The 15949-nt window shown below is 67.4% G+C and carries 24 protein-coding genes and 1 pseudogene; 23 read left to right on the top strand and 2 right to left on the bottom strand.

All coding sequences use genetic code 11. The features are described from left to right. Positions 1-7: 7 nt before the first annotated feature. Both OH809_RS17735 and OH809_RS17730 read right to left on the bottom strand, forming a co-directional pair. Positions 8-2815, bottom strand: coding sequence for a poly(A) polymerase (locus OH809_RS17735; protein WP_406515310.1), 2808 nt, complete (start codon positions 2813-2815; stop codon positions 8-10). A gap of 2 nt (positions 2816-2817) precedes the next feature. Next, positions 2818-3399, bottom strand: a pseudogene (locus tag OH809_RS17730) (AAA family ATPase); the annotation flags it as partial. Between the two features lie 549 nt (positions 3400-3948). On the opposite strand from OH809_RS17730, the gene rpsJ reads away from it, so the two are divergent. From rpsJ to OH809_RS17615, 23 genes are all read left to right on the top strand, one after another. After that, positions 3949-4257: a 30S ribosomal protein S10 gene (gene rpsJ, locus OH809_RS17725; RefSeq protein WP_003948644.1), complete on the top strand. Its 309-nt coding sequence runs from the start codon at positions 3949-3951 to the stop codon at positions 4255-4257. 13 nt (positions 4258-4270) lie between these two features. Beyond that, a complete protein-coding gene (gene rplC / locus OH809_RS17720; protein ID WP_030914132.1) occupies positions 4271-4915 on the top strand; it encodes a 50S ribosomal protein L3 in 645 nt (214 codons plus the stop codon). A gap of 4 nt (positions 4916-4919) precedes the next feature. Continuing rightward, positions 4920-5570, top strand: coding sequence for a 50S ribosomal protein L4 (gene rplD / locus OH809_RS17715; protein ID WP_359106592.1), 651 nt, complete (start codon positions 4920-4922; stop codon positions 5568-5570). After that, positions 5570-5893, top strand: coding sequence for a 50S ribosomal protein L23 (rplW, locus tag OH809_RS17710; RefSeq protein WP_037688005.1), 324 nt, complete (start codon positions 5570-5572; stop codon positions 5891-5893). The genes rplD and rplW overlap by 1 nt, the downstream gene beginning before the upstream one ends. A 39-nt stretch (positions 5894-5932) precedes the next feature. Further along, complete coding sequence (gene rplB, locus OH809_RS17705) at positions 5933-6769, top strand: 50S ribosomal protein L2 (RefSeq protein WP_266982598.1); 837 nt, start codon at positions 5933-5935, stop codon at positions 6767-6769. 12 nt (positions 6770-6781) lie between these two features. Then, on the top strand, positions 6782-7063 hold the full coding sequence (rpsS, locus tag OH809_RS17700) for a 30S ribosomal protein S19 (RefSeq protein ID WP_003966956.1): 282 nt from the start codon (positions 6782-6784) through the stop codon (positions 7061-7063). Positions 7064-7103: 40 nt separating this feature from the next. Next, entirely contained in the window at positions 7104-7451 is a 348-nt protein-coding gene (rplV, locus tag OH809_RS17695) for a 50S ribosomal protein L22 (RefSeq protein ID WP_004571827.1), read from the top strand. Then, positions 7451-8287: a 30S ribosomal protein S3 gene (rpsC, locus tag OH809_RS17690; RefSeq protein ID WP_037688007.1), complete on the top strand. Its 837-nt coding sequence runs from the start codon at positions 7451-7453 to the stop codon at positions 8285-8287. Before rplV ends, rpsC begins: the two co-directional genes overlap by 1 nt. Positions 8288-8292: 5 nt before the next feature. Continuing rightward, on the top strand, positions 8293-8712 hold the full coding sequence (gene rplP / locus OH809_RS17685) for a 50S ribosomal protein L16 (RefSeq protein ID WP_014047785.1): 420 nt from the start codon (positions 8293-8295) through the stop codon (positions 8710-8712). After that, the gene (rpmC, locus tag OH809_RS17680; RefSeq protein WP_015035581.1) at positions 8712-8936 is read left to right on the top strand and encodes a 50S ribosomal protein L29; all 225 of its coding nucleotides are present in this window, start codon (positions 8712-8714) and stop codon (positions 8934-8936) included. The genes rplP and rpmC overlap by 1 nt, the downstream gene beginning before the upstream one ends. After that, a complete protein-coding gene (gene rpsQ, locus OH809_RS17675) occupies positions 8936-9220 on the top strand; it encodes a 30S ribosomal protein S17 (RefSeq protein WP_030977953.1) in 285 nt (94 codons plus the stop codon). Before rpmC ends, rpsQ begins: the two co-directional genes overlap by 1 nt. Before the next feature lie 106 nt (positions 9221-9326). After that, positions 9327-9695, top strand: a complete 369-nt coding sequence (rplN, locus tag OH809_RS17670; RefSeq protein ID WP_003966950.1) for a 50S ribosomal protein L14 — start codon at positions 9327-9329, stop codon at positions 9693-9695. Positions 9696-9697: 2 nt separating this feature from the next. Further along, the gene (gene rplX / locus OH809_RS17665) at positions 9698-10021 is read left to right on the top strand and encodes a 50S ribosomal protein L24 (RefSeq protein WP_406421488.1); all 324 of its coding nucleotides are present in this window, start codon (positions 9698-9700) and stop codon (positions 10019-10021) included. Then, on the top strand, positions 10021-10578 hold the full coding sequence (gene rplE, locus OH809_RS17660; RefSeq protein WP_006126888.1) for a 50S ribosomal protein L5: 558 nt from the start codon (positions 10021-10023) through the stop codon (positions 10576-10578). Before rplX ends, rplE begins: the two co-directional genes overlap by 1 nt. 2 nt (positions 10579-10580) lie before the next feature. After that, a complete protein-coding gene (locus tag OH809_RS17655) occupies positions 10581-10766 on the top strand; it encodes a type Z 30S ribosomal protein S14 (protein WP_003948630.1) in 186 nt (61 codons plus the stop codon). A 225-nt stretch (positions 10767-10991) separates the two neighbouring features. Next, positions 10992-11390 (top strand): 30S ribosomal protein S8, encoded by a 399-nt coding sequence (gene rpsH, locus OH809_RS17650; protein WP_030351444.1) that lies wholly within the window; start codon positions 10992-10994, stop codon positions 11388-11390. A gap of 21 nt (positions 11391-11411) precedes the next feature. Continuing rightward, on the top strand, positions 11412-11951 hold the full coding sequence (gene rplF / locus OH809_RS17645; protein WP_406421489.1) for a 50S ribosomal protein L6: 540 nt from the start codon (positions 11412-11414) through the stop codon (positions 11949-11951). A 2-nt stretch (positions 11952-11953) separates the two neighbouring features. Continuing rightward, entirely contained in the window at positions 11954-12337 is a 384-nt protein-coding gene (gene rplR, locus OH809_RS17640) for a 50S ribosomal protein L18 (protein WP_266982593.1), read from the top strand. A gap of 47 nt (positions 12338-12384) precedes the next feature. Beyond that, positions 12385-12990: a 30S ribosomal protein S5 gene (gene rpsE / locus OH809_RS17635; protein ID WP_030977962.1), complete on the top strand. Its 606-nt coding sequence runs from the start codon at positions 12385-12387 to the stop codon at positions 12988-12990. Next, a complete protein-coding gene (gene rpmD / locus OH809_RS17630) occupies positions 12990-13172 on the top strand; it encodes a 50S ribosomal protein L30 (RefSeq protein WP_024491595.1) in 183 nt (60 codons plus the stop codon). The genes rpsE and rpmD overlap by 1 nt, the downstream gene beginning before the upstream one ends. A gap of 1 nt (position 13173) precedes the next feature. Beyond that, positions 13174-13629 carry a 50S ribosomal protein L15 gene (rplO, locus tag OH809_RS17625; RefSeq protein WP_018550610.1) on the top strand — a complete coding sequence of 152 codons (456 nt, stop codon included), beginning with the start codon at positions 13174-13176 and terminating at the stop codon, positions 13627-13629. Between the two features lie 223 nt (positions 13630-13852). After that, a complete protein-coding gene (gene secY, locus OH809_RS17620) occupies positions 13853-15172 on the top strand; it encodes a preprotein translocase subunit SecY (RefSeq protein ID WP_406421491.1) in 1320 nt (439 codons plus the stop codon). Next, positions 15172-15831, top strand: a complete 660-nt coding sequence (locus OH809_RS17615; protein WP_406421492.1) for an adenylate kinase — start codon at positions 15172-15174, stop codon at positions 15829-15831. Before secY ends, OH809_RS17615 begins: the two co-directional genes overlap by 1 nt. Positions 15832-15949: the final 118 nt, after the last annotated feature.

Below are 15949 nucleotides of genomic sequence, written 5' to 3'. Positions count from 1 at the left end.
GGTCCGGTCAGTGCAGGGTCGGCACGTCCCCGCCGCCGACGCGCGTGAGCGTGACCCCGGTGAGTCCCCGCAGTCGGCGCTCCGCGACCCGTTCGACCAGTGCGCGGTCCGGAGGGACCGGACCGAGACCGATCGCGTAGCGGACCGGGTCCGTGCCGAAGGGGCGGGGCCAGGCGTGGGACTCGGGGGCCATTTCCCACAGGTCGCCGAGCAGGGCGCGCATCCGGCCGCGCATCCGGCCCTCGTCCGGGCCAGGGCGTACGGCCACGACCGCCCAGGCCGCGTGGCGGCGGTGCAGCGGCGGCGGCGACAGCAGCCCGGGGGAGCCCGTCTCCAGCAGCTCCCAGGCGCGGAACAGCTCCTGGGTGAGCAGGTCGCGCATGCCTGGCGTGACCTGATCGGTGCAGGGGCGTACGGGCTCCGACGGAGTCGTGATCGTGACCGGCGGTTCCGGTGCCTGCGGTCCCGCCGTACCCACCGGCACGCGCCAGTCCCAGGCCGCCCAGGTCGCGAAGAAGTGCCGAAGCAGCGCATCGGGCGACAGGTCATCCGCCCCGCGGACCGTACGGGCCGCCAGGATGGACCACCCCAGGCCGGGAAGTCCGCCGAACGGCGCCGAGTCCAGGCCGCGTGCCTTCGCCCACGCCTTGACCTCCCGGGCCAGTCGCGCGAAAGCCTCCTGCCGGTCGCCCGCCAGGGCGAGCACCGCCTCCGCGTCGCTCACCGCGCTGAGCGCGACCGCCGCCGCCTCGCCCAACTCCGCTCGGCGCTCGACCGCATCCGCCGGGTCCATCGGACCGGTGGGGACCACGACCAGGTCCACGCGCAGGCCGTCGACGTCCGTCCGCAGACCGGGGACCCGCGCTCCGGCCACCTCCCGGACGTCCGCCGCCTCCGGCAGCGCCGCCGCCAACCGGGCTCGTACAACGGCCAGTTCGGCATCGCCCGGCAGCGCCGCCACCAGATCCAGATCCGCGCCGGGCAGGGCGCAGCCCATGCGCCGGGAGCCGGCGACATGGACGACCCCGCCGGCCAGTGCCTCGCGGACGCGGCGTACGACACCGGTGGCGTCCGCGACCGGGCGGGCGCCGCCCGAGGCCGGGCCGGGGTTCCCGCGGCCGGGCGCGGGGGGCTCGTCCGCCGAGTGTGCGTCCGGTACCCAGCGCACCTCGCCCGTTCCCAGCGTCACCGTCGCCCGTACCCGCATCGGCTCGTCGCCGCGGCGCGACAGCAGCGCCAGCTCCCCGACCCGGACCGGCATCGGATCGAGCCGCCAACCGCACTCGGCGGCCAGGGCGTGCGGGTCCGTGGTCCGGCCCAGGCTCAGGTGCGGGGTGAAGCCCCCGTGGTGGCCGCGGCAGGTGGGGAACCGACGCACCAGCTCCTCCCACAGGCCGGCCCACGGCTCCTCGCCCCCGGCCGCCGGGTCCAGCCACACCGTGGCCCCCTCGCGGTGCCCGAACCACTGCACACCTGCCAGCCGCGCGTCGAAGGGCGCACACGCGGCGGCTGCGGCGGCGAGCAACGGGGCCGCCTGCTCGAAGGTGTACTCGGGGACGAAGCCGAAGAGCAGATTGACGTGCGGCGGCCAGCGGCGGATCTGCGGGTCGTGGTCCCGCCGGATCGCCTGCAGCGGCGGCCAGAGCTCCTGCGGCGGGATCCATGCCAGTGCCGTACGGGCCGTGGGCGGTACGTCCAGGACCTCGGCGCTCTCCGTGACCACAGGGGCCAGTTCGGCCAGCAGGCCGTAGTGGTCGGAGATGTACAGGCCCTCGGCCGTGGAAACGTCGCCGCGGAGTTCGGCACGCCGCACCCGCAGCCCCTCCGCGCGCAGCAGCACCCGGTCCAGCCGGGATGCCCGCCCGCTCAGCGAGGAGACCGCGGCCAGCGGATTGACGCGCGGGTCGAACGTCGGCGTCGCGTCGTCCGGGCCATGGGCCTCGCTCCACGCGTCGCGCATCCCGAGCACCGTGCCCGGCGCCTCGGTGCCGTCGTTGAAGTCGCCCATGAGGACGAGGTCGCCGTCGAGGGTTGCCAGACCCTCGGCGATCCGGGCCAGTTCGGCGTCCCGCCGCTGTGCGCCGTTCTCCGAGTGGTTGCTGCTCAGATGGGTCGCGGCGACCGTGACCGGCCCGGCGCCGGTCTCCACGACGAGGGCGACCACCGCCTTGTGCGGGCCGAGCGCGTGGTGTCCGGCCTCCCGTACGGGCAGCCTGCTCACCAGCAGCACACCGCACTCGTCGACGTCCCGCGAGGCCGGCTCCGTCCCCAGGGTGTACGTCTCACGCACCCACGGCTCCTGGAGCAGCAGCGTGAGCAGCGAGGGCTCCACCTCCTGGAGCGCGACGACGTCGGCGTCGGCCTCGCGCAGTGCGGTCATCAGCAGCGGTCTGCGCACGGCGGTGCCGATGCGGTCGGCGTCGTAGCGGTCCCACAGGGTGTTCCAGGTCAGCACGCGCAGCCGTCCCGCGGGCCCGGCAGCCCGGGGCGTCCGCGCGGGGACCCAGTCGGCGCCGTCCCAGGCGTACGGCGTGCGGGCCGTGAAGAACGGCGCCCTCAGCCGGCGTGCCTCCCGCACCCGCCCGGCGTCCGTGTCGTCGATCCGGTCGACGCCCGTGGCCCGGTTCCATACGACCTCGCCGTCGGCCTCGAAGAACAGCACCCGGTGCCAGGGGATGTCGCCGCCCGGCACGAACACGGGCAGCGGGATGCGCTCGGGCGGGGCGCCGCGCTGGTTGATCCCGACCACGAAACGGGCGGGGTCGAAGCGCGCGTCCCAGCGCACCCGGTGGTAGATCTCTTCGCTGGTGCGCACGGCTACGCCTCCTCCTCGATGGTCCCACTTGCCCCGATGCACCAGGTGCGGTGCGCCTGGCCCGGGTACGGCGGGCCGAAGCGGTGCAGCTGGGCGGCGAGGACGCGGGGCGGCACCGGGTGCTCGCGTGCGGCGTTGCGGCGAGTCAGCTCGTCCTCGTCGACGAGCACCACGGCGTGGGTGACGAGTGCGTCCCGGCGCCGGGCGACGGAGTGCACCAGGGAACGCTGCTGATTGAGTGAGGTCGCGTCCCACACCACGGTCCCGCCGGCGGCCGGCGCGGCGTCCAGCCGGCCGAGTCCGGTGCGCAGGATGTCCGCGTTGGCCTTCTGGTCTGCGCGGGAGCCGCGGGCCTCGCGCAGGTCGTCCAGGGAGATGCGGGTGTCCACCCCGGCCGGCTCCCGGGCGAACGTGCTCTTGCCGCTGCCCGACGGGCCGACCATCTGGATCAGTTTCGGGAAGGCGCCCGACCGCCACCGCCAAGTGGCCGCGACCGCTTCTCCGGCCGTGCGGATCCGCCCGAGCGCGTACGCCTCACGCGCCTCGGCCAGGCAGCGGGCCGAGGCGCCGGTGTCCAGCCCGGCGTGCGTACGCATGACGGTCGAGGCCCCCGTGTCGATGACGTGGGCAGCGTAGGAGGGCGGGGGAGCGGCGTTCCAGCGGATATTCCTCCTGCGGCTCTCCCGGCGCCCCGGTGCCGCGTCGCAGGGCGTTGGGTGAGGCGCGGTTTGACACGCAACACCCGCGGGGTAATCTCTTCGGCCGGATTGGCCAGGCTCCCGCTGCGTATGGCACACTGACCAGGTTGCTCGGTTGAGTGTCAATGCTGCGCGCCTCCCGCCGGGAGGACCGGAAGCGAGTCCCACAGTACTCGTCGGCCCCATGTGGGCCGGACGTACGGGAATCTTTCGGGAAGCGTAAGTGGGGCGCCGGCCAGGCACCCGGTGGGTGTTCCACCCCCGACGCTCTTGATTGAGCACAGCGCGGTCCACGGCCCGCACCCCCTTGGTTGGGAAATCCTTCGGGAGATCTGCGTAGAGGGGATGCGACACGCCCGACCGCGTGGGTCGGAGGAGGAGTTATGAGAACCCCCGGGTTCCAGAGCGTTACGAGAGACAGGACTACTAGTAGCCATGGCGGGACAGAAGATCCGCATCCGGCTCAAGGCCTACGACCACGAGGTCATCGACTCCTCGGCGAAGAAGATCGTCGAGACGGTGACCCGCACTGGTGCGTCGGTCGCGGGCCCGGTGCCGCTGCCCACTGAGAAGAACGTGTACTGCGTCATCAAGTCGCCGCACAAGTACAAGGACTCGCGCGAGCACTTCGAGATGCGCACGCACAAGCGCCTCATCGACATCCTCGACCCCACGCCGAAGACGGTTGACTCGCTGATGCGTCTCGACCTGCCGGCCGGCGTCGACATCGAGATCAAGCTCTGAGGTGACGCGCGAGATGGCTAAGAACATTAAGGGCGTCCTGGGCGAGAAGCTCGGCATGACCCAGGTCTGGGACGAGAACAACCGGGTCGTCCCGGTGACCGTCGTCAAGGCCGGGCCCTGCGTCGTCACCCAGGTCCGCACCAACGACAGCGACGGCTACGAGTCGGTCCAGATCGCCTTCGGCGAGATCGACCCGCGCAAGGTGAACAAGCCCCTCAAGGGCCACTTCGCCAAGGCCGACGTGACCCCGCGCCGCCACCTGGTGGAGCTCCGCACCCCTGACGCCAGCGAGTACACGCTGGGCCAGGAGGTCACTGCCGCAGTGTTCGAGTCCGGCGTCAAGGTTGACGTCACGGGCAAGAGCAAGGGCAAGGGCTTCGCCGGTGTGATGAAGCGTCACAACTTCAAGGGTGGCAAGGCGTCCCACGGTGCCCACCGTGTGCACCGCATGCCCGGCTCCATCGGTGGCTGTGCCACCCCCGGCCGTGTCTTCAAGGGCATGCGCATGGCGGGTCGCATGGGCAACGAGCGTGTCACCACCCAGAACCTGACCATCCACGCGGTTGACGCGGAGAAGGGTCTGCTCCTCATCAAGGGCGCAGTCCCCGGTCCGAACGGCGGCCTCGTCCTGGTCCGTACCGCGGCCAAGGGGGCTTGAGGTAATGAGCACCATTGACATCCTTTCGCCGGCAGGCGACAAGGCCGGTACCGTCGAGCTCCCCGCGGAGATCTTCGACGCGAAGACCAGCGTTCCGCTGATCCACCAGGTCGTTGTCGCTCAGCTGGCTGCTGCCCGTCAGGGCACGCACAAGACCAAGCGTCGCGGCGAAGTCCGTGGTGGTGGCCGCAAGCCGTACCGCCAGAAGGGCACCGGCCGCGCCCGCCAGGGTTCGACCCGCGCACCGCAGTTCGTCGGCGGTGGCGTCGTCCACGGTCCGCAGCCGCGTGACTACTCGCAGCGCACCCCGAAGAAGATGAAGGCCGCCGCCCTGCGCGGTGCCCTCTCCGACCGGGCACGCCACTCCCGTATCCACGTCGTCACCGGCGTGGTCGACGGTGCAGTCTCCACGAAGGCCGCGAAGACGCTGCTCGGCAAGATCTCGGAGCGCAAGAACCTGCTCCTGATCGTCGACCGCGCCGACGAGGCCGCGTGGCTGTCCGCCCGCAACCTGCCCCAGGTGCACATCCTGGAGCCGGGCCAGCTCAACACGTACGACGTGATCGTCTCCGACGACGTGGTCTTCACCCAGGCCGCTTTCGAGTCCTTCGTGTCTGGCCCCAAGGCCGATGAGACCGAAGGGAGCGACGCCTGATGAGCGAGGCGACCGTAACCAGCAAGACCTTCACGGACCCGCGCGACGTTCTCGTCAAGCCGGTCGTTTCCGAGAAGAGCTACGCGCTGCTCGACGAGAACAAGTACACGTTCATCGTCGCGCCCGGCTCCAACAAGACCCAGATCAAGCAGGCCGTGGAAGCGGTCTTCTCGGTCAAGGTCACCGGGGTCAACACGATCAACCGGCAGGGTAAGCGCAAGCGCACCAAGACCGGTTTCGGCAAGCGCGCTGACACCAAGCGCGCCATCGTGACCCTCGCCGAGGGCGACCGTATCGACATCTTCGGCGGCCCGACCTCCTGACGGAGGTCGAGTCGTCCGGAATCGGACGAGGACTGAGAAATGGGTATCCGCAAGTACAAGCCGACGACCCCGGGCCGTCGTGGCTCCAGCGTCGCCGACTTTGTCGAGATCACGCGGTCCACGCCGGAGAAGTCGCTGGTCCGCCCCCTGCACAGCAAGGGCGGCCGTAACAACGCCGGTCGTGTGACCGTTCGCCACCAGGGCGGTGGCCACAAGCGCGCCTACCGAGTGATCGACTTCCGTCGTCACGACAAGGACGGCGTGCCGGCCAAGGTCGCGCACATCGAGTACGACCCCAACCGCACCGCGCGCATCGCGCTCCTGCACTACGCGGACGGCGAGAAGCGCTACATCATCGCGCCGCGTGGACTGACGCAGGGCGACCGGGTCGAGAATGGCCCGACGGCCGACATCAAGCCCGGTAACAACCTGGCGCTGCGCAACATCCCGGTCGGTACGACCATCCACGCCATCGAGCTGCGGCCCGGCGGCGGCGCGAAGTTCGCCCGTTCCGCGGGTGCCTCCGTGCAGCTGCTGGCGAAGGAGGGCACCATGGCCCACCTTCGTATGCCGTCGGGTGAGATCCGCCTGGTCGACGCCCGCTGCCGCGCCACGATCGGCGAGGTCGGCAACGCCGAGCAGTCGAACATCAACTGGGGCAAGGCCGGCCGCATGCGCTGGAAGGGCGTTCGCCCGACCGTCCGCGGTGTCGCGATGAACCCGGTTGACCACCCGCACGGTGGTGGTGAGGGCAAGACCTCCGGTGGTCGCCACCCGGTCTCGCCGTGGGGTCAGAAGGAGGGTCGTACTCGCTCGCCGAAGAAGGCATCGAGCAAGTACATCGTCCGCCGCCGCAAGACGAACAAGAAGCGCTAGGAGCGGGTTTAGATGCCGCGCAGTCTCAAGAAGGGGCCCTTCGTCGACGGCCACCTCATCAAGAAGGTGGACGTACAGAACGAGGCAGGCACCAAGAACGTCATCAAGACCTGGTCCCGTCGCTCGATGATCGTCCCGGCCATGCTGGGTCACACCATCGCGGTGCACAACGGCAAGATCCACGTCCCGGTGTTCGTCACCGAGTCGATGGTCGGCCACAAGCTCGGCGAGTTCTCGCCGACTCGCACCTTCCGCGGCCACGTCAAGGACGACCGGAAGTCGAAGCGCCGCTAACGCGGGGTGACTGACTATGACTTACACCGAAGGGACAACCATGGAAGCCAGGGCCCAGGCGCGGTACATCCGCGTCACGCCCATGAAGGCCCGCCGCGTGGTGGACCTCATCCGTGGCATGGATGCCACGGAGGCTCAGGCGGTCCTGCGTTTCGCCCCGCAGGCCGCGAGCGTGCCGGTTGGCAAGGTGCTGGACAGCGCCATTGCCAACGCTGCACACAACTACGACCACACCGACGCCTCTTCGCTGGTCATCAGCGAGGCGTATGTGGACGAGGGCCCGACCCTGAAGCGGTTCCGTCCGCGTGCTCAGGGCCGTGCCTACCGGATCCGTAAGCGGACCAGCCACATCACCGTGGTCGTCAGCAGCAAGGAAGGAACCCGGTAATGGGCCAGAAGGTAAACCCGCACGGGTTCCGGCTCGGCATCACCACGGACTTCAAGTCCCGTTGGTACGCCGACAAGCTGTACAAGGACTACGTCAAGGAAGACGTCGCCATTCGTCGCATGATGACGAAGGGCATGGAGCGGGCCGGCATCTCGAAGGTTGAGATCGAGCGCACCCGCGACCGCGTCCGCGTTGACATCCACACCGCCCGCCCGGGCATCGTCATCGGTCGCCGTGGCGCCGAGGCCGACCGCATCCGTGGCGAGCTGGAGAAGCTGACCGGCAAGCAGGTCCAGCTGAACATCCTCGAGGTCAAGAACCCCGAGGTGGACGCTCAGCTGGTGGCCCAGGCCGTCGCCGAGCAGCTCTCCTCCCGCGTCTCCTTCCGTCGTGCGATGCGTAAGAGCATGCAGAGCTCGATGAAGGCCGGCGCCAAGGGCATCAAGATCCAGTGCGGTGGCCGCCTCGGCGGCGCCGAGATGTCCCGCTCGGAGTTCTACCGCGAGGGCCGTGTGCCCCTGCACACGCTCCGTGCGAACGTCGACTACGGCTTCTTCGAGGCCAAGACGACCTTCGGCCGTATCGGTGTGAAGGTCTGGATCTACAAGGGCGACGTCAAGAACATCGCCGAGGTCCGCGCCGAGAACGCTGCTGCCCGCGCTGGCAACCGCCCGGCCCGTGGCGGCGCTGACCGCCCGGCCGGCCGCGGTGGCCGCGGTGGCGAGCGTGGCGGTCGCGGTCGCAAGCCGCAGCAGTCCGCGCCGGCAGCCGAGGCCCCCAAGGCCGACGCTCCCGCCGCCGCTGCTCCGGCTGAGAGCACCGGAACGGAGGCCTGACCGAAATGCTGATCCCCCGTAGGGTCAAGCACCGCAAGCAGCACCACCCGAAGCGCAGCGGTATGTCCAAGGGTGGCACGCAGGTTGCGTTCGGCGAGTACGGCATCCAGGCGCTGACCCCGGCGTACGTGACGAACCGCCAGATCGAGGCAGCTCGTATCGCGATGACCCGCCACATCAAGCGTGGCGGCAAGGTCTGGATCAACATCTACCCGGACCGCCCCCTGACGAAGAAGCCTGCCGAGACCCGCATGGGTTCCGGTAAGGGTTCTCCCGAGTGGTGGATCGCGAACGTCAAGCCCGGTCGGGTGATGTTCGAGCTGTCCTACCCGAACGAGAAGATTGCTCGTGAGGCGCTCACCCGCGCTGCTCACAAGCTTCCGATGAAGTGCCGGATCGTTCGGCGCGAGGCAGGTGAGTCGTGATGTCGGCCGGTACCAAGGCGTCCGAGCTGCGCGAGCTGGGCAACGAGGAGCTCCTCAACAAGCTCCGCGAGGCCAAGGAAGAGCTGTTCAATCTCCGCTTCCAGGCGGCGACCGGGCAGCTCGAGAACCACGGTCGGCTCAAGTCCGTCCGTAAGGACATCGCCCGGATCTACACCCTGATGCGCGAGCGCGAGCTGGGCATCGAGACGGTGGAGAGCGCCTGATGAGCGAGAAGACTGTGACTGAGACGAACACCGACCGCGGTTTCCGCAAGACCCGTGAGGGTCTCGTCGTCAGCGACAAGATGGACAAGACTGTCGTCGTCGCTGTCGAGGACCGCGTGAAGCACGCCCTGTACGGCAAGGTCATCCGCCGTACGAACAAGCTGAAGGCTCACGACGAGCAGAACGCTGCGGGCGTCGGCGACCGTGTCCTCCTCATGGAGACCCGGCCGCTGTCTGCGACGAAGCGCTGGCGCGTCGTCGAGATCCTCGAGAAGGCCAAGTAATTCCTGAGGGGCATTCCCCTCAGGCAAGTTCCGCCAGGCTCGGTGGGGTTCGACCCGTTCAGGGTTCGAACCCCGCCGGGAACCGGCAGACGATCAGGAGATAGACGTGATCCAGCAGGAGTCGCGACTTCGCGTCGCCGACAACACGGGTGCGAAGGAAATCCTCACCATCCGTGTTCTCGGTGGTTCGGGTCGCCGCTACGCGGGCATCGGTGACGTCATCGTCGCCACCGTCAAGGACGCGATCCCCGGTGGCAACGTGAAGAAGGGTGACGTCGTCAAGGCCGTCATCGTTCGCACCGTCAAGGAGCGTCGTCGTCAGGATGGCTCGTACATCCGCTTCGACGAGAACGCCGCCGTCATTCTGAAGAACGACGGCGACCCCCGCGGCACCCGTATCTTCGGCCCGGTGGGCCGTGAGCTGCGCGAGAAGAAGTTCATGAAGATCATCTCGCTCGCGCCGGAGGTGCTGTAAGCATGAAGATCAAGAAGGGCGACCTGGTTCAGGTCATCACCGGTAAGGACAAGGGCAAGCAGGGCAAGGTCATCGTGGCCTACCCCGTGCAGAACCGCGTCCTCGTCGAGGGTGTCAACCGGGTCAAGAAGCACACGAAGGCCGGTCAGACGGCTCGCGGCTCGCAGACCGGTGGCATTGTCACCACCGAGGCCCCGATTCACGTCAGCAACGTTCAGCTGATCGTGGAGAAGGACGGCAACAAGGTCGTCACCCGCGTCGGCTACCGCTTTGACGACGAGGGCAAGAAGATCCGCGTTGCCAAGCGGACCGGTGAGGACATCTGATGACTGCCACCACTGCGCCGCGTCTCAAGACGCGCTACCGCGAGGAAATCGCCGGCAAGCTGCGTGAGGAGTTCTCTTACGAGAACGTCATGCAGGTTCCCGGTCTGGTCAAGATCGTGGTCAACATGGGTGTGGGCGACGCCGCCCGCGACTCCAAGCTGATCGATGGCGCCGTGCGCGACCTCACCACGATCACGGGCCAGAAGCCGGCCGTCACCAAGGCCCGCAAGTCCATCGCGCAGTTCAAGCTGCGCGAGGGTCAGCCGATCGGCTGCCACGTCACCCTCCGTGGTGACCGGATGTGGGAGTTCCTGGACCGTACGCTGTCGCTCGCGCTGCCGCGTATCCGTGACTTCCGTGGCCTGTCGCCGAAGCAGTTCGACGGCCGTGGCAACTACACCTTCGGTCTCACGGAGCAGGTCATGTTCCACGAGATCGACCAGGACAAGATCGACCGGGTCCGGGGCATGGACATCACCGTGGTCACCACGGCGACCAATGACGACGAGGGTCGTGCCCTCCTTCGTCACCTCGGCTTCCCGTTCAAGGAGAACTGACCGTGGCGAAGAAGGCTCTGATCGCTAAGGCCGCCCGTAAGCCGAAGTTCGGCGTTCGCGGGTACACCCGCTGCCAGCGCTGCGGCCGGCCCCACTCCGTCTACCGCAAGTTCGGCCTGTGCCGCGTGTGCCTTCGTGAGATGGCTCACCGTGGAGAGCTGCCGGGCGTGACCAAGAGTTCCTGGTAATTCTCCTTCGCCCTTTTGGGCGTTGGGACTACCCGGAAGCTCTCGGTAAGTATCTGGTCGGCAGGAGTCCGGCTCTTCATGCCGTAGGCTTGACGGGTTGGGCGCCTGCCGCCCTGGACCGACTTACTACGCCGTAGGTCCCCGCACCGCACCCGTCCCACCACTGAGTGGGGAGAGGGATGGCGCATACAGGAAACCCCGGCGAGAGAGGCCGAAGGCCAATTCATGACCATGACTGATCCCATCGCAGACATGCTCACGCGTCTGCGTAACGCGAACTCGGCGTACCACGACGACGTCGTGATGCCGCACAGCAAGATCAAGTCGCACATCGCGGAGATCCTCCAGCAGGAGGGCTTCATCACGGGCTGGAAGGTCGAGGACGCCGAGGTCGGCAAGAACCTCGTCCTCGAGCTGAAGTTCGGCCCGAACCGCGAGCGCTCGATCGCCGGCATCAAGCGAATCTCGAAGCCGGGTCTGCGTGTATACGCAAAGTCCACCAACCTGCCGAAGGTTCTCGGCGGCCTGGGCGTGGCGATCATCTCCACGTCCCACGGTCTCCTGACCGGCCAGCAGGCCAGCAAGAAGGGCGTAGGTGGGGAAGTCCTCGCCTACGTCTGGTAGTCGGGAACGGAGGAATAGCTCATGTCGCGAATCGGCAAGCTCCCCATCCAGGTTCCCGCCGGTGTGGACGTCACCATCGATGGCCGTACGGTCGCGGTGAAGGGCCCCAAGGGCACCCTCTCGCACACCGTTGCCGCGCCGATCGAGGTCACCAAGGGTGAGGACGGCGTCCTGAACGTCGTCCGCCCGAACGACGAGCGTCAGAACAAGGCCCTTCACGGCCTGTCCCGCACGCTGGTGGCGAACATGATCACCGGTGTGACCCAGGGATACATCAAGGCGCTCGAGATCAGTGGTGTCGGTTACCGCGTCCAGGCGAAGGGCTCCAACCTGGAGTTCGCCCTGGGCTACAGCCACCCGATCCTGATCGAGGCCCCGGAGGGCATCACCTTCAAGGTGGAGTCCCCCACGAAGTTCTCCGTCGAGGGCATCGACAAGCAGAAGGTCGGCGAGACCGCGGCCAAGATCCGCAAGCTGCGGAAGCCTGACCCGTACAAGGCCAAGGGCGTCAAGTACGCCGGCGAGGTCATCCGCCGCAAGGTCGGAAAGGCGGGTAAGTAGCCATGGCATACGGTGTAAAGATCGCCAAGGGCGACGCGTACAAGCGTGCAGCCCTCAAGCGTCGTCACATTCGTGTCCGCAAGCACATCTCCGGTTCGCCGGAGCGTCCGCGCTTGGTCGTGACGCGTTCCAACCGCCACATGGTCGCTCAGGTCATCGACGACATCGCGGGCCACACGCTCGCGTCGGCGTCGACCCTGGACGTGTCCATCCGTGGTGGCGAGGGTGACAAGAGCGCCCTGGCCAAGCAGGTCGGGGCCCTGGTCGCCGAGCGTGCCAAGGCCGCAGGCGTCGAGGCCGTCGTGTTTGACCGCGGTGGTAACCAGTACGCCGGGCGGATTGCCGCTCTGGCTGACGCCGCCCGTGAAGCCGGGCTGAAGTTCTAAGCCCCGGTTCCTACGCACAGCGGACGTAACAGAGAGAGGTAAATCCAATGGCTGGACCCCAGCGCCGCGGAAGCGGTGCCGGTGGCGGCGAGCGGCGGGACCGGAAGGGCCGTGACGGCGGCGCAGCTGCCGCCGAGAAGACCGCGTACGTTGAGCGCGTTGTCGCGATCAACCGCGTCGCCAAGGTTGTGAAGGGTGGTCGTCGCTTCAGCTTCACCGCGCTGGTCGTGGTGGGCGATGGTGACGGCACCGTCGGTGTCGGTTACGGCAAGGCCAAGGAAGTTCCCGCGGCCATTGCCAAGGGCGTGGAAGAAGCCAAGAAGAACTTCTTCAAGGTTCCGCGTATCCAGGGCACCATTCCTCACCCGATCACGGGTGAGCGGGCCGCGGGTGTCGTGCTGCTGAAGCCGGCTTCCCCCGGTACCGGTGTTATCGCCGGTGGCCCGGTGCGCGCCGTTCTGGAGTGCGCCGGCGTTCACGACATCCTGTCGAAGTCGCTTGGCTCGTCCAACGCGATCAACATCGTGCACGCGACCGTGGCGGCCCTCAAGGGCCTGCAGCGTCCCGAGGAGATCGCGGCTCGCCGTGGTCTGCCCCTCGAGGACGTCGCCCCCGCGGCTCTGCTCCGTGCACGTGCGGGAGCGGGTGCGTAATGGCTCGCCTCAAGATCACGCAGACGAAGTCGTACATCGGCAGCAAGCAGAACCACCGCGACACCCTTCGTTCGCTCGGGCTCAAGCGCCTGCACGACGTGGTTGTCAAGGAGGACCGCCCCGAGTTCCGCGGCATGGCTAACACCGTCCGCCACCTCGTGACGGTTGAGGAGGTCGACTGACATGGCGGAGAACAAGCCGCTGAAGGCTCACGACCTCCGGCCTGCCCCGGGCGCCAAGACCGCCAAGACCCGTGTGGGTCGTGGTGAGGCGTCCAAGGGTAAGACCGCTGGTCGTGGTACCAAGGGCACGAAGGCCCGCTACCAGGTTCCGGAGCGCTTCGAGGGTGGCCAGATGCCCCTCCACATGCGTCTCCCGAAGCTCAAGGGCTTCAAGAACCCGTTCCGCACCGAGTACCAGGTCGTGAACCTGGACAAGCTCGCGACGCTCTACCCCGAGGGTGGAGAGGTCACGGTGGCCGACCTGGTCGCCAAGGGTGCGGTGCGCAACAACCACCTCGTCAAGGTCCTCGGACAGGGCGAGATCTCCGTGGCGCTGCAGGTTTCGGTTGACGCCGTCTCCGGCTCCGCCAAGGAGAAGATTGCCGCCGCCGGCGGCACCGTCACTGAGCTCGTCTGAGACAAGTCGGACAACTCGATGGCTTGAACATCCGACCGGGGATGCCTCTTATTTGGGGCATCCCCGGTTGGTCGTTCCTAGGGGGGCATGGTCGCCGGTAAGGTGGCGTGCATTGTTGCTGTGGTAACCCCCGGGCGCATGCCCGGGAATCTTTGACTGTTTCGTATTTGTCGATCCTCAAGACCGTCACCTCTCGCTCTGCGCGGGGGTCGCAGGAGGCACCGTGCTCACCGCGTTCGCCCGGGCGTTCAAGACGCCCGACCTGCGCAAGAAGCTGCTCTTCACGCTCGGCATCATCGTGCTCTACCGGCTCGGGGCGCACATCCCGGTACCGGGAGTGAGCTACGAGAACGTCCAGACCTGTGTTGACCAGGCAAGTAAGGGCAACAACAGCCTCTTCGGCCTGGTGAACATGTTCAGCGGTGGTGCACTGCTGCAGATCACGATCTTCGCGCTCGGCATCATGCCGTACATCACGGCCAGCATCATCCTTCAGCTGCTGACCGTGGTCATTCCCCGACTCGAGGCGCTCAAGAAGGAGGGGCAGTCCGGCCAGGCCAAGATCACGCAGTACACGCGTTATCTGACCGTCGCGCTCGCCATCCTCCAGGGCACCGGCCTGGTGGCCACCGCCACCAGCGGCGCGCTGTTCAGCGGCTGCCCGGTCGCCGACCAGATCGTTCCGAACCACTCGATCTTCACGACCATCGTCATGGTGATCACCATGACCGCGGGCACCGCTGCCGTCATGTGGCTCGGTGAGCTCATCACCGACCGCGGCATCGGCAACGGCATGTCGATCCTGATGTTCATCTCGATCGCTGCCAGCTTCCCCGGCGCCCTGTGGGCCATCAAGCAGAGCGGCAAGCTGGCGGACGGCTGGATCGAGTTCGGCACCGTCATCCTGGTCGGCTTCGTCATGGTGGCCCTCGTGGTCTTCGTCGAGCAGGCCCAGCGCCGTATCCCGGTGCAGTACGCGAAGCGCATGATCGGCCGCAGGTCGTACGGCGGTACGTCCACGTACATCCCGCTGAAGGTGAATCAGGCGGGTGTGATTCCCGTCATCTTCGCTTCTTCGCTGCTCTACATTCCGGCCCTGGTCGTCCAGTTCTCCAACTCCACCGCGGGCTGGGCCACATGGATCAAGGATCACTTCGTCAAGGGTGACCACCCGTACTACATCACGGCGTACTTCCTGTTGATCGTCTTCTTCGCCTTCTTCTATGTGGCGATTTCGTTCAACCCCGAGGAAGTCGCCGACAACATGAAGAAGTATGGTGGGTTCATCCCGGGTATCCGGGCTGGTCGACCTACTGCCGAGTACCTGAGCTACGTGCTCAACAGGATCACTTGGCCGGGCTCGCTGTACCTGGGTCTGATCGCTCTCGTGCCGACGATGGCGTTGGCAGGCTTCGGCGGCGCTAACCAGAACTTCCCGTTCGGCGGGACGAGCATCCTCATCATCGTGGGTGTGGGTCTGGAGACCGTGAAGCAGATTGAGAGTCAGCTCCAGCAGCGCAATTACGAAGGGTTCCTCCGCTGATGCGAATCGTCCTCGTCGGGCCGCCCGGTGCCGGCAAGGGAACGCAGGCTGCGTACCTTGCCAAGAACCTGTCGATTCCGCACATCTCCACGGGCGATCTCTTCCGCGCCAACATCAGCCAGGGCACCGACCTTGGTAAGCAGGCCCGCGCCTACATGGACGCGGGGCAGCTGGTGCCGGACGAGGTCACCATTGCGATGGCCAAGGACCGCATGTCCCAGCCGGACGCCGTGAACGGCTTCCTGCTCGACGGCTTCCCGCGCAACGTGGGCCAGGCCGAGGCGCTCGACGAGATGCTCAAGAGCGAGGGCGTGACGCTGGACGCGGTTCTCGACCTGGAGGTCCCCGAGGACGAGGTCGTCAAGCGCATCGCGGGCCGGCGTATCTGCCGCAACGACAGCGCGCACGTCTTCCACGTGACGTACAACCCGCCGAAGACCGAGGGTGTCTGCGACACCTGCGACGGCGAGCTGTACCAGCGCGACGACGACACCGAGGAAACGGTCCGGACCCGGCTCGAGGTCTACCACACCCAGACCGAGCCGATCATCGACTACTACCGGGCCCAGGGCCTGGTGGTCACGATCTCGGCGCTCGGCAAGGTCGAGGACGTGACCAAGCGGTCGATGGAAGCCCTCAAGAAGGTCCGCGAGGACTGAGGAACCCCCGTAATACCTGTACAGACGGCCGCGGCGTCCTTGGGCGCCGTGGCCGTCTGTTTGCGCCGTATCGTGGAGTACGCCGCAGCCGTTCCCGTTCGATGCAGAGAGGCGCCGC

Source organism: Streptomyces sp. NBC_00873 (genome assembly GCF_045207415.1).
GTDB lineage: Bacteria > Actinomycetota > Actinomycetes > Streptomycetales > Streptomycetaceae > Streptomyces.
This window is presented reverse-complemented; position numbering and strand designations above follow the sequence as displayed.

What these genes read in the sequence shown, in the direction of transcription:
- rpsJ (WP_003948644.1), top strand. Translation starts at nt 3,949, where the DNA reads ATGGCGGGACAGAAGATCCGCATCCGGCTCAAGGCCTACGACCACGAG.
- rplC (WP_030914132.1), top strand. Translation starts at nt 4,271, where the DNA reads ATGGCTAAGAACATTAAGGGCGTCCTGGGCGAGAAGCTCGGCATGACC.
- rplD (WP_359106592.1), top strand. Translation starts at nt 4,920, where the DNA reads ATGAGCACCATTGACATCCTTTCGCCGGCAGGCGACAAGGCCGGTACC.
- rplW (WP_037688005.1), top strand. Translation starts at nt 5,570, where the DNA reads ATGAGCGAGGCGACCGTAACCAGCAAGACCTTCACGGACCCGCGCGAC.
- rplB (WP_266982598.1), top strand. Translation starts at nt 5,933, where the DNA reads ATGGGTATCCGCAAGTACAAGCCGACGACCCCGGGCCGTCGTGGCTCC.
- rpsS (WP_003966956.1), top strand. Translation starts at nt 6,782, where the DNA reads ATGCCGCGCAGTCTCAAGAAGGGGCCCTTCGTCGACGGCCACCTCATC.
- rplV (WP_004571827.1), top strand. Translation starts at nt 7,104, where the DNA reads ATGGAAGCCAGGGCCCAGGCGCGGTACATCCGCGTCACGCCCATGAAG.
- rpsC (WP_037688007.1), top strand. Translation starts at nt 7,451, where the DNA reads ATGGGCCAGAAGGTAAACCCGCACGGGTTCCGGCTCGGCATCACCACG.
- rplP (WP_014047785.1), top strand. Translation starts at nt 8,293, where the DNA reads ATGCTGATCCCCCGTAGGGTCAAGCACCGCAAGCAGCACCACCCGAAG.
- rpmC (WP_015035581.1), top strand. Translation starts at nt 8,712, where the DNA reads ATGTCGGCCGGTACCAAGGCGTCCGAGCTGCGCGAGCTGGGCAACGAG.
- rpsQ (WP_030977953.1), top strand. Translation starts at nt 8,936, where the DNA reads ATGAGCGAGAAGACTGTGACTGAGACGAACACCGACCGCGGTTTCCGC.
- rplX (WP_406421488.1), top strand. Translation starts at nt 9,698, where the DNA reads ATGAAGATCAAGAAGGGCGACCTGGTTCAGGTCATCACCGGTAAGGAC.
- rplE (WP_006126888.1), top strand. Translation starts at nt 10,021, where the DNA reads ATGACTGCCACCACTGCGCCGCGTCTCAAGACGCGCTACCGCGAGGAA.
- rpsH (WP_030351444.1), top strand. Translation starts at nt 10,992, where the DNA reads ATGACCATGACTGATCCCATCGCAGACATGCTCACGCGTCTGCGTAAC.
- rplF (WP_406421489.1), top strand. Translation starts at nt 11,412, where the DNA reads ATGTCGCGAATCGGCAAGCTCCCCATCCAGGTTCCCGCCGGTGTGGAC.
- rplR (WP_266982593.1), top strand. Translation starts at nt 11,954, where the DNA reads ATGGCATACGGTGTAAAGATCGCCAAGGGCGACGCGTACAAGCGTGCA.
- rpsE (WP_030977962.1), top strand. Translation starts at nt 12,385, where the DNA reads ATGGCTGGACCCCAGCGCCGCGGAAGCGGTGCCGGTGGCGGCGAGCGG.
- rpmD (WP_024491595.1), top strand. Translation starts at nt 12,990, where the DNA reads ATGGCTCGCCTCAAGATCACGCAGACGAAGTCGTACATCGGCAGCAAG.
- rplO (WP_018550610.1), top strand. Translation starts at nt 13,174, where the DNA reads ATGGCGGAGAACAAGCCGCTGAAGGCTCACGACCTCCGGCCTGCCCCG.
- OH809_RS17615 (WP_406421492.1), top strand. Translation starts at nt 15,172, where the DNA reads ATGCGAATCGTCCTCGTCGGGCCGCCCGGTGCCGGCAAGGGAACGCAG.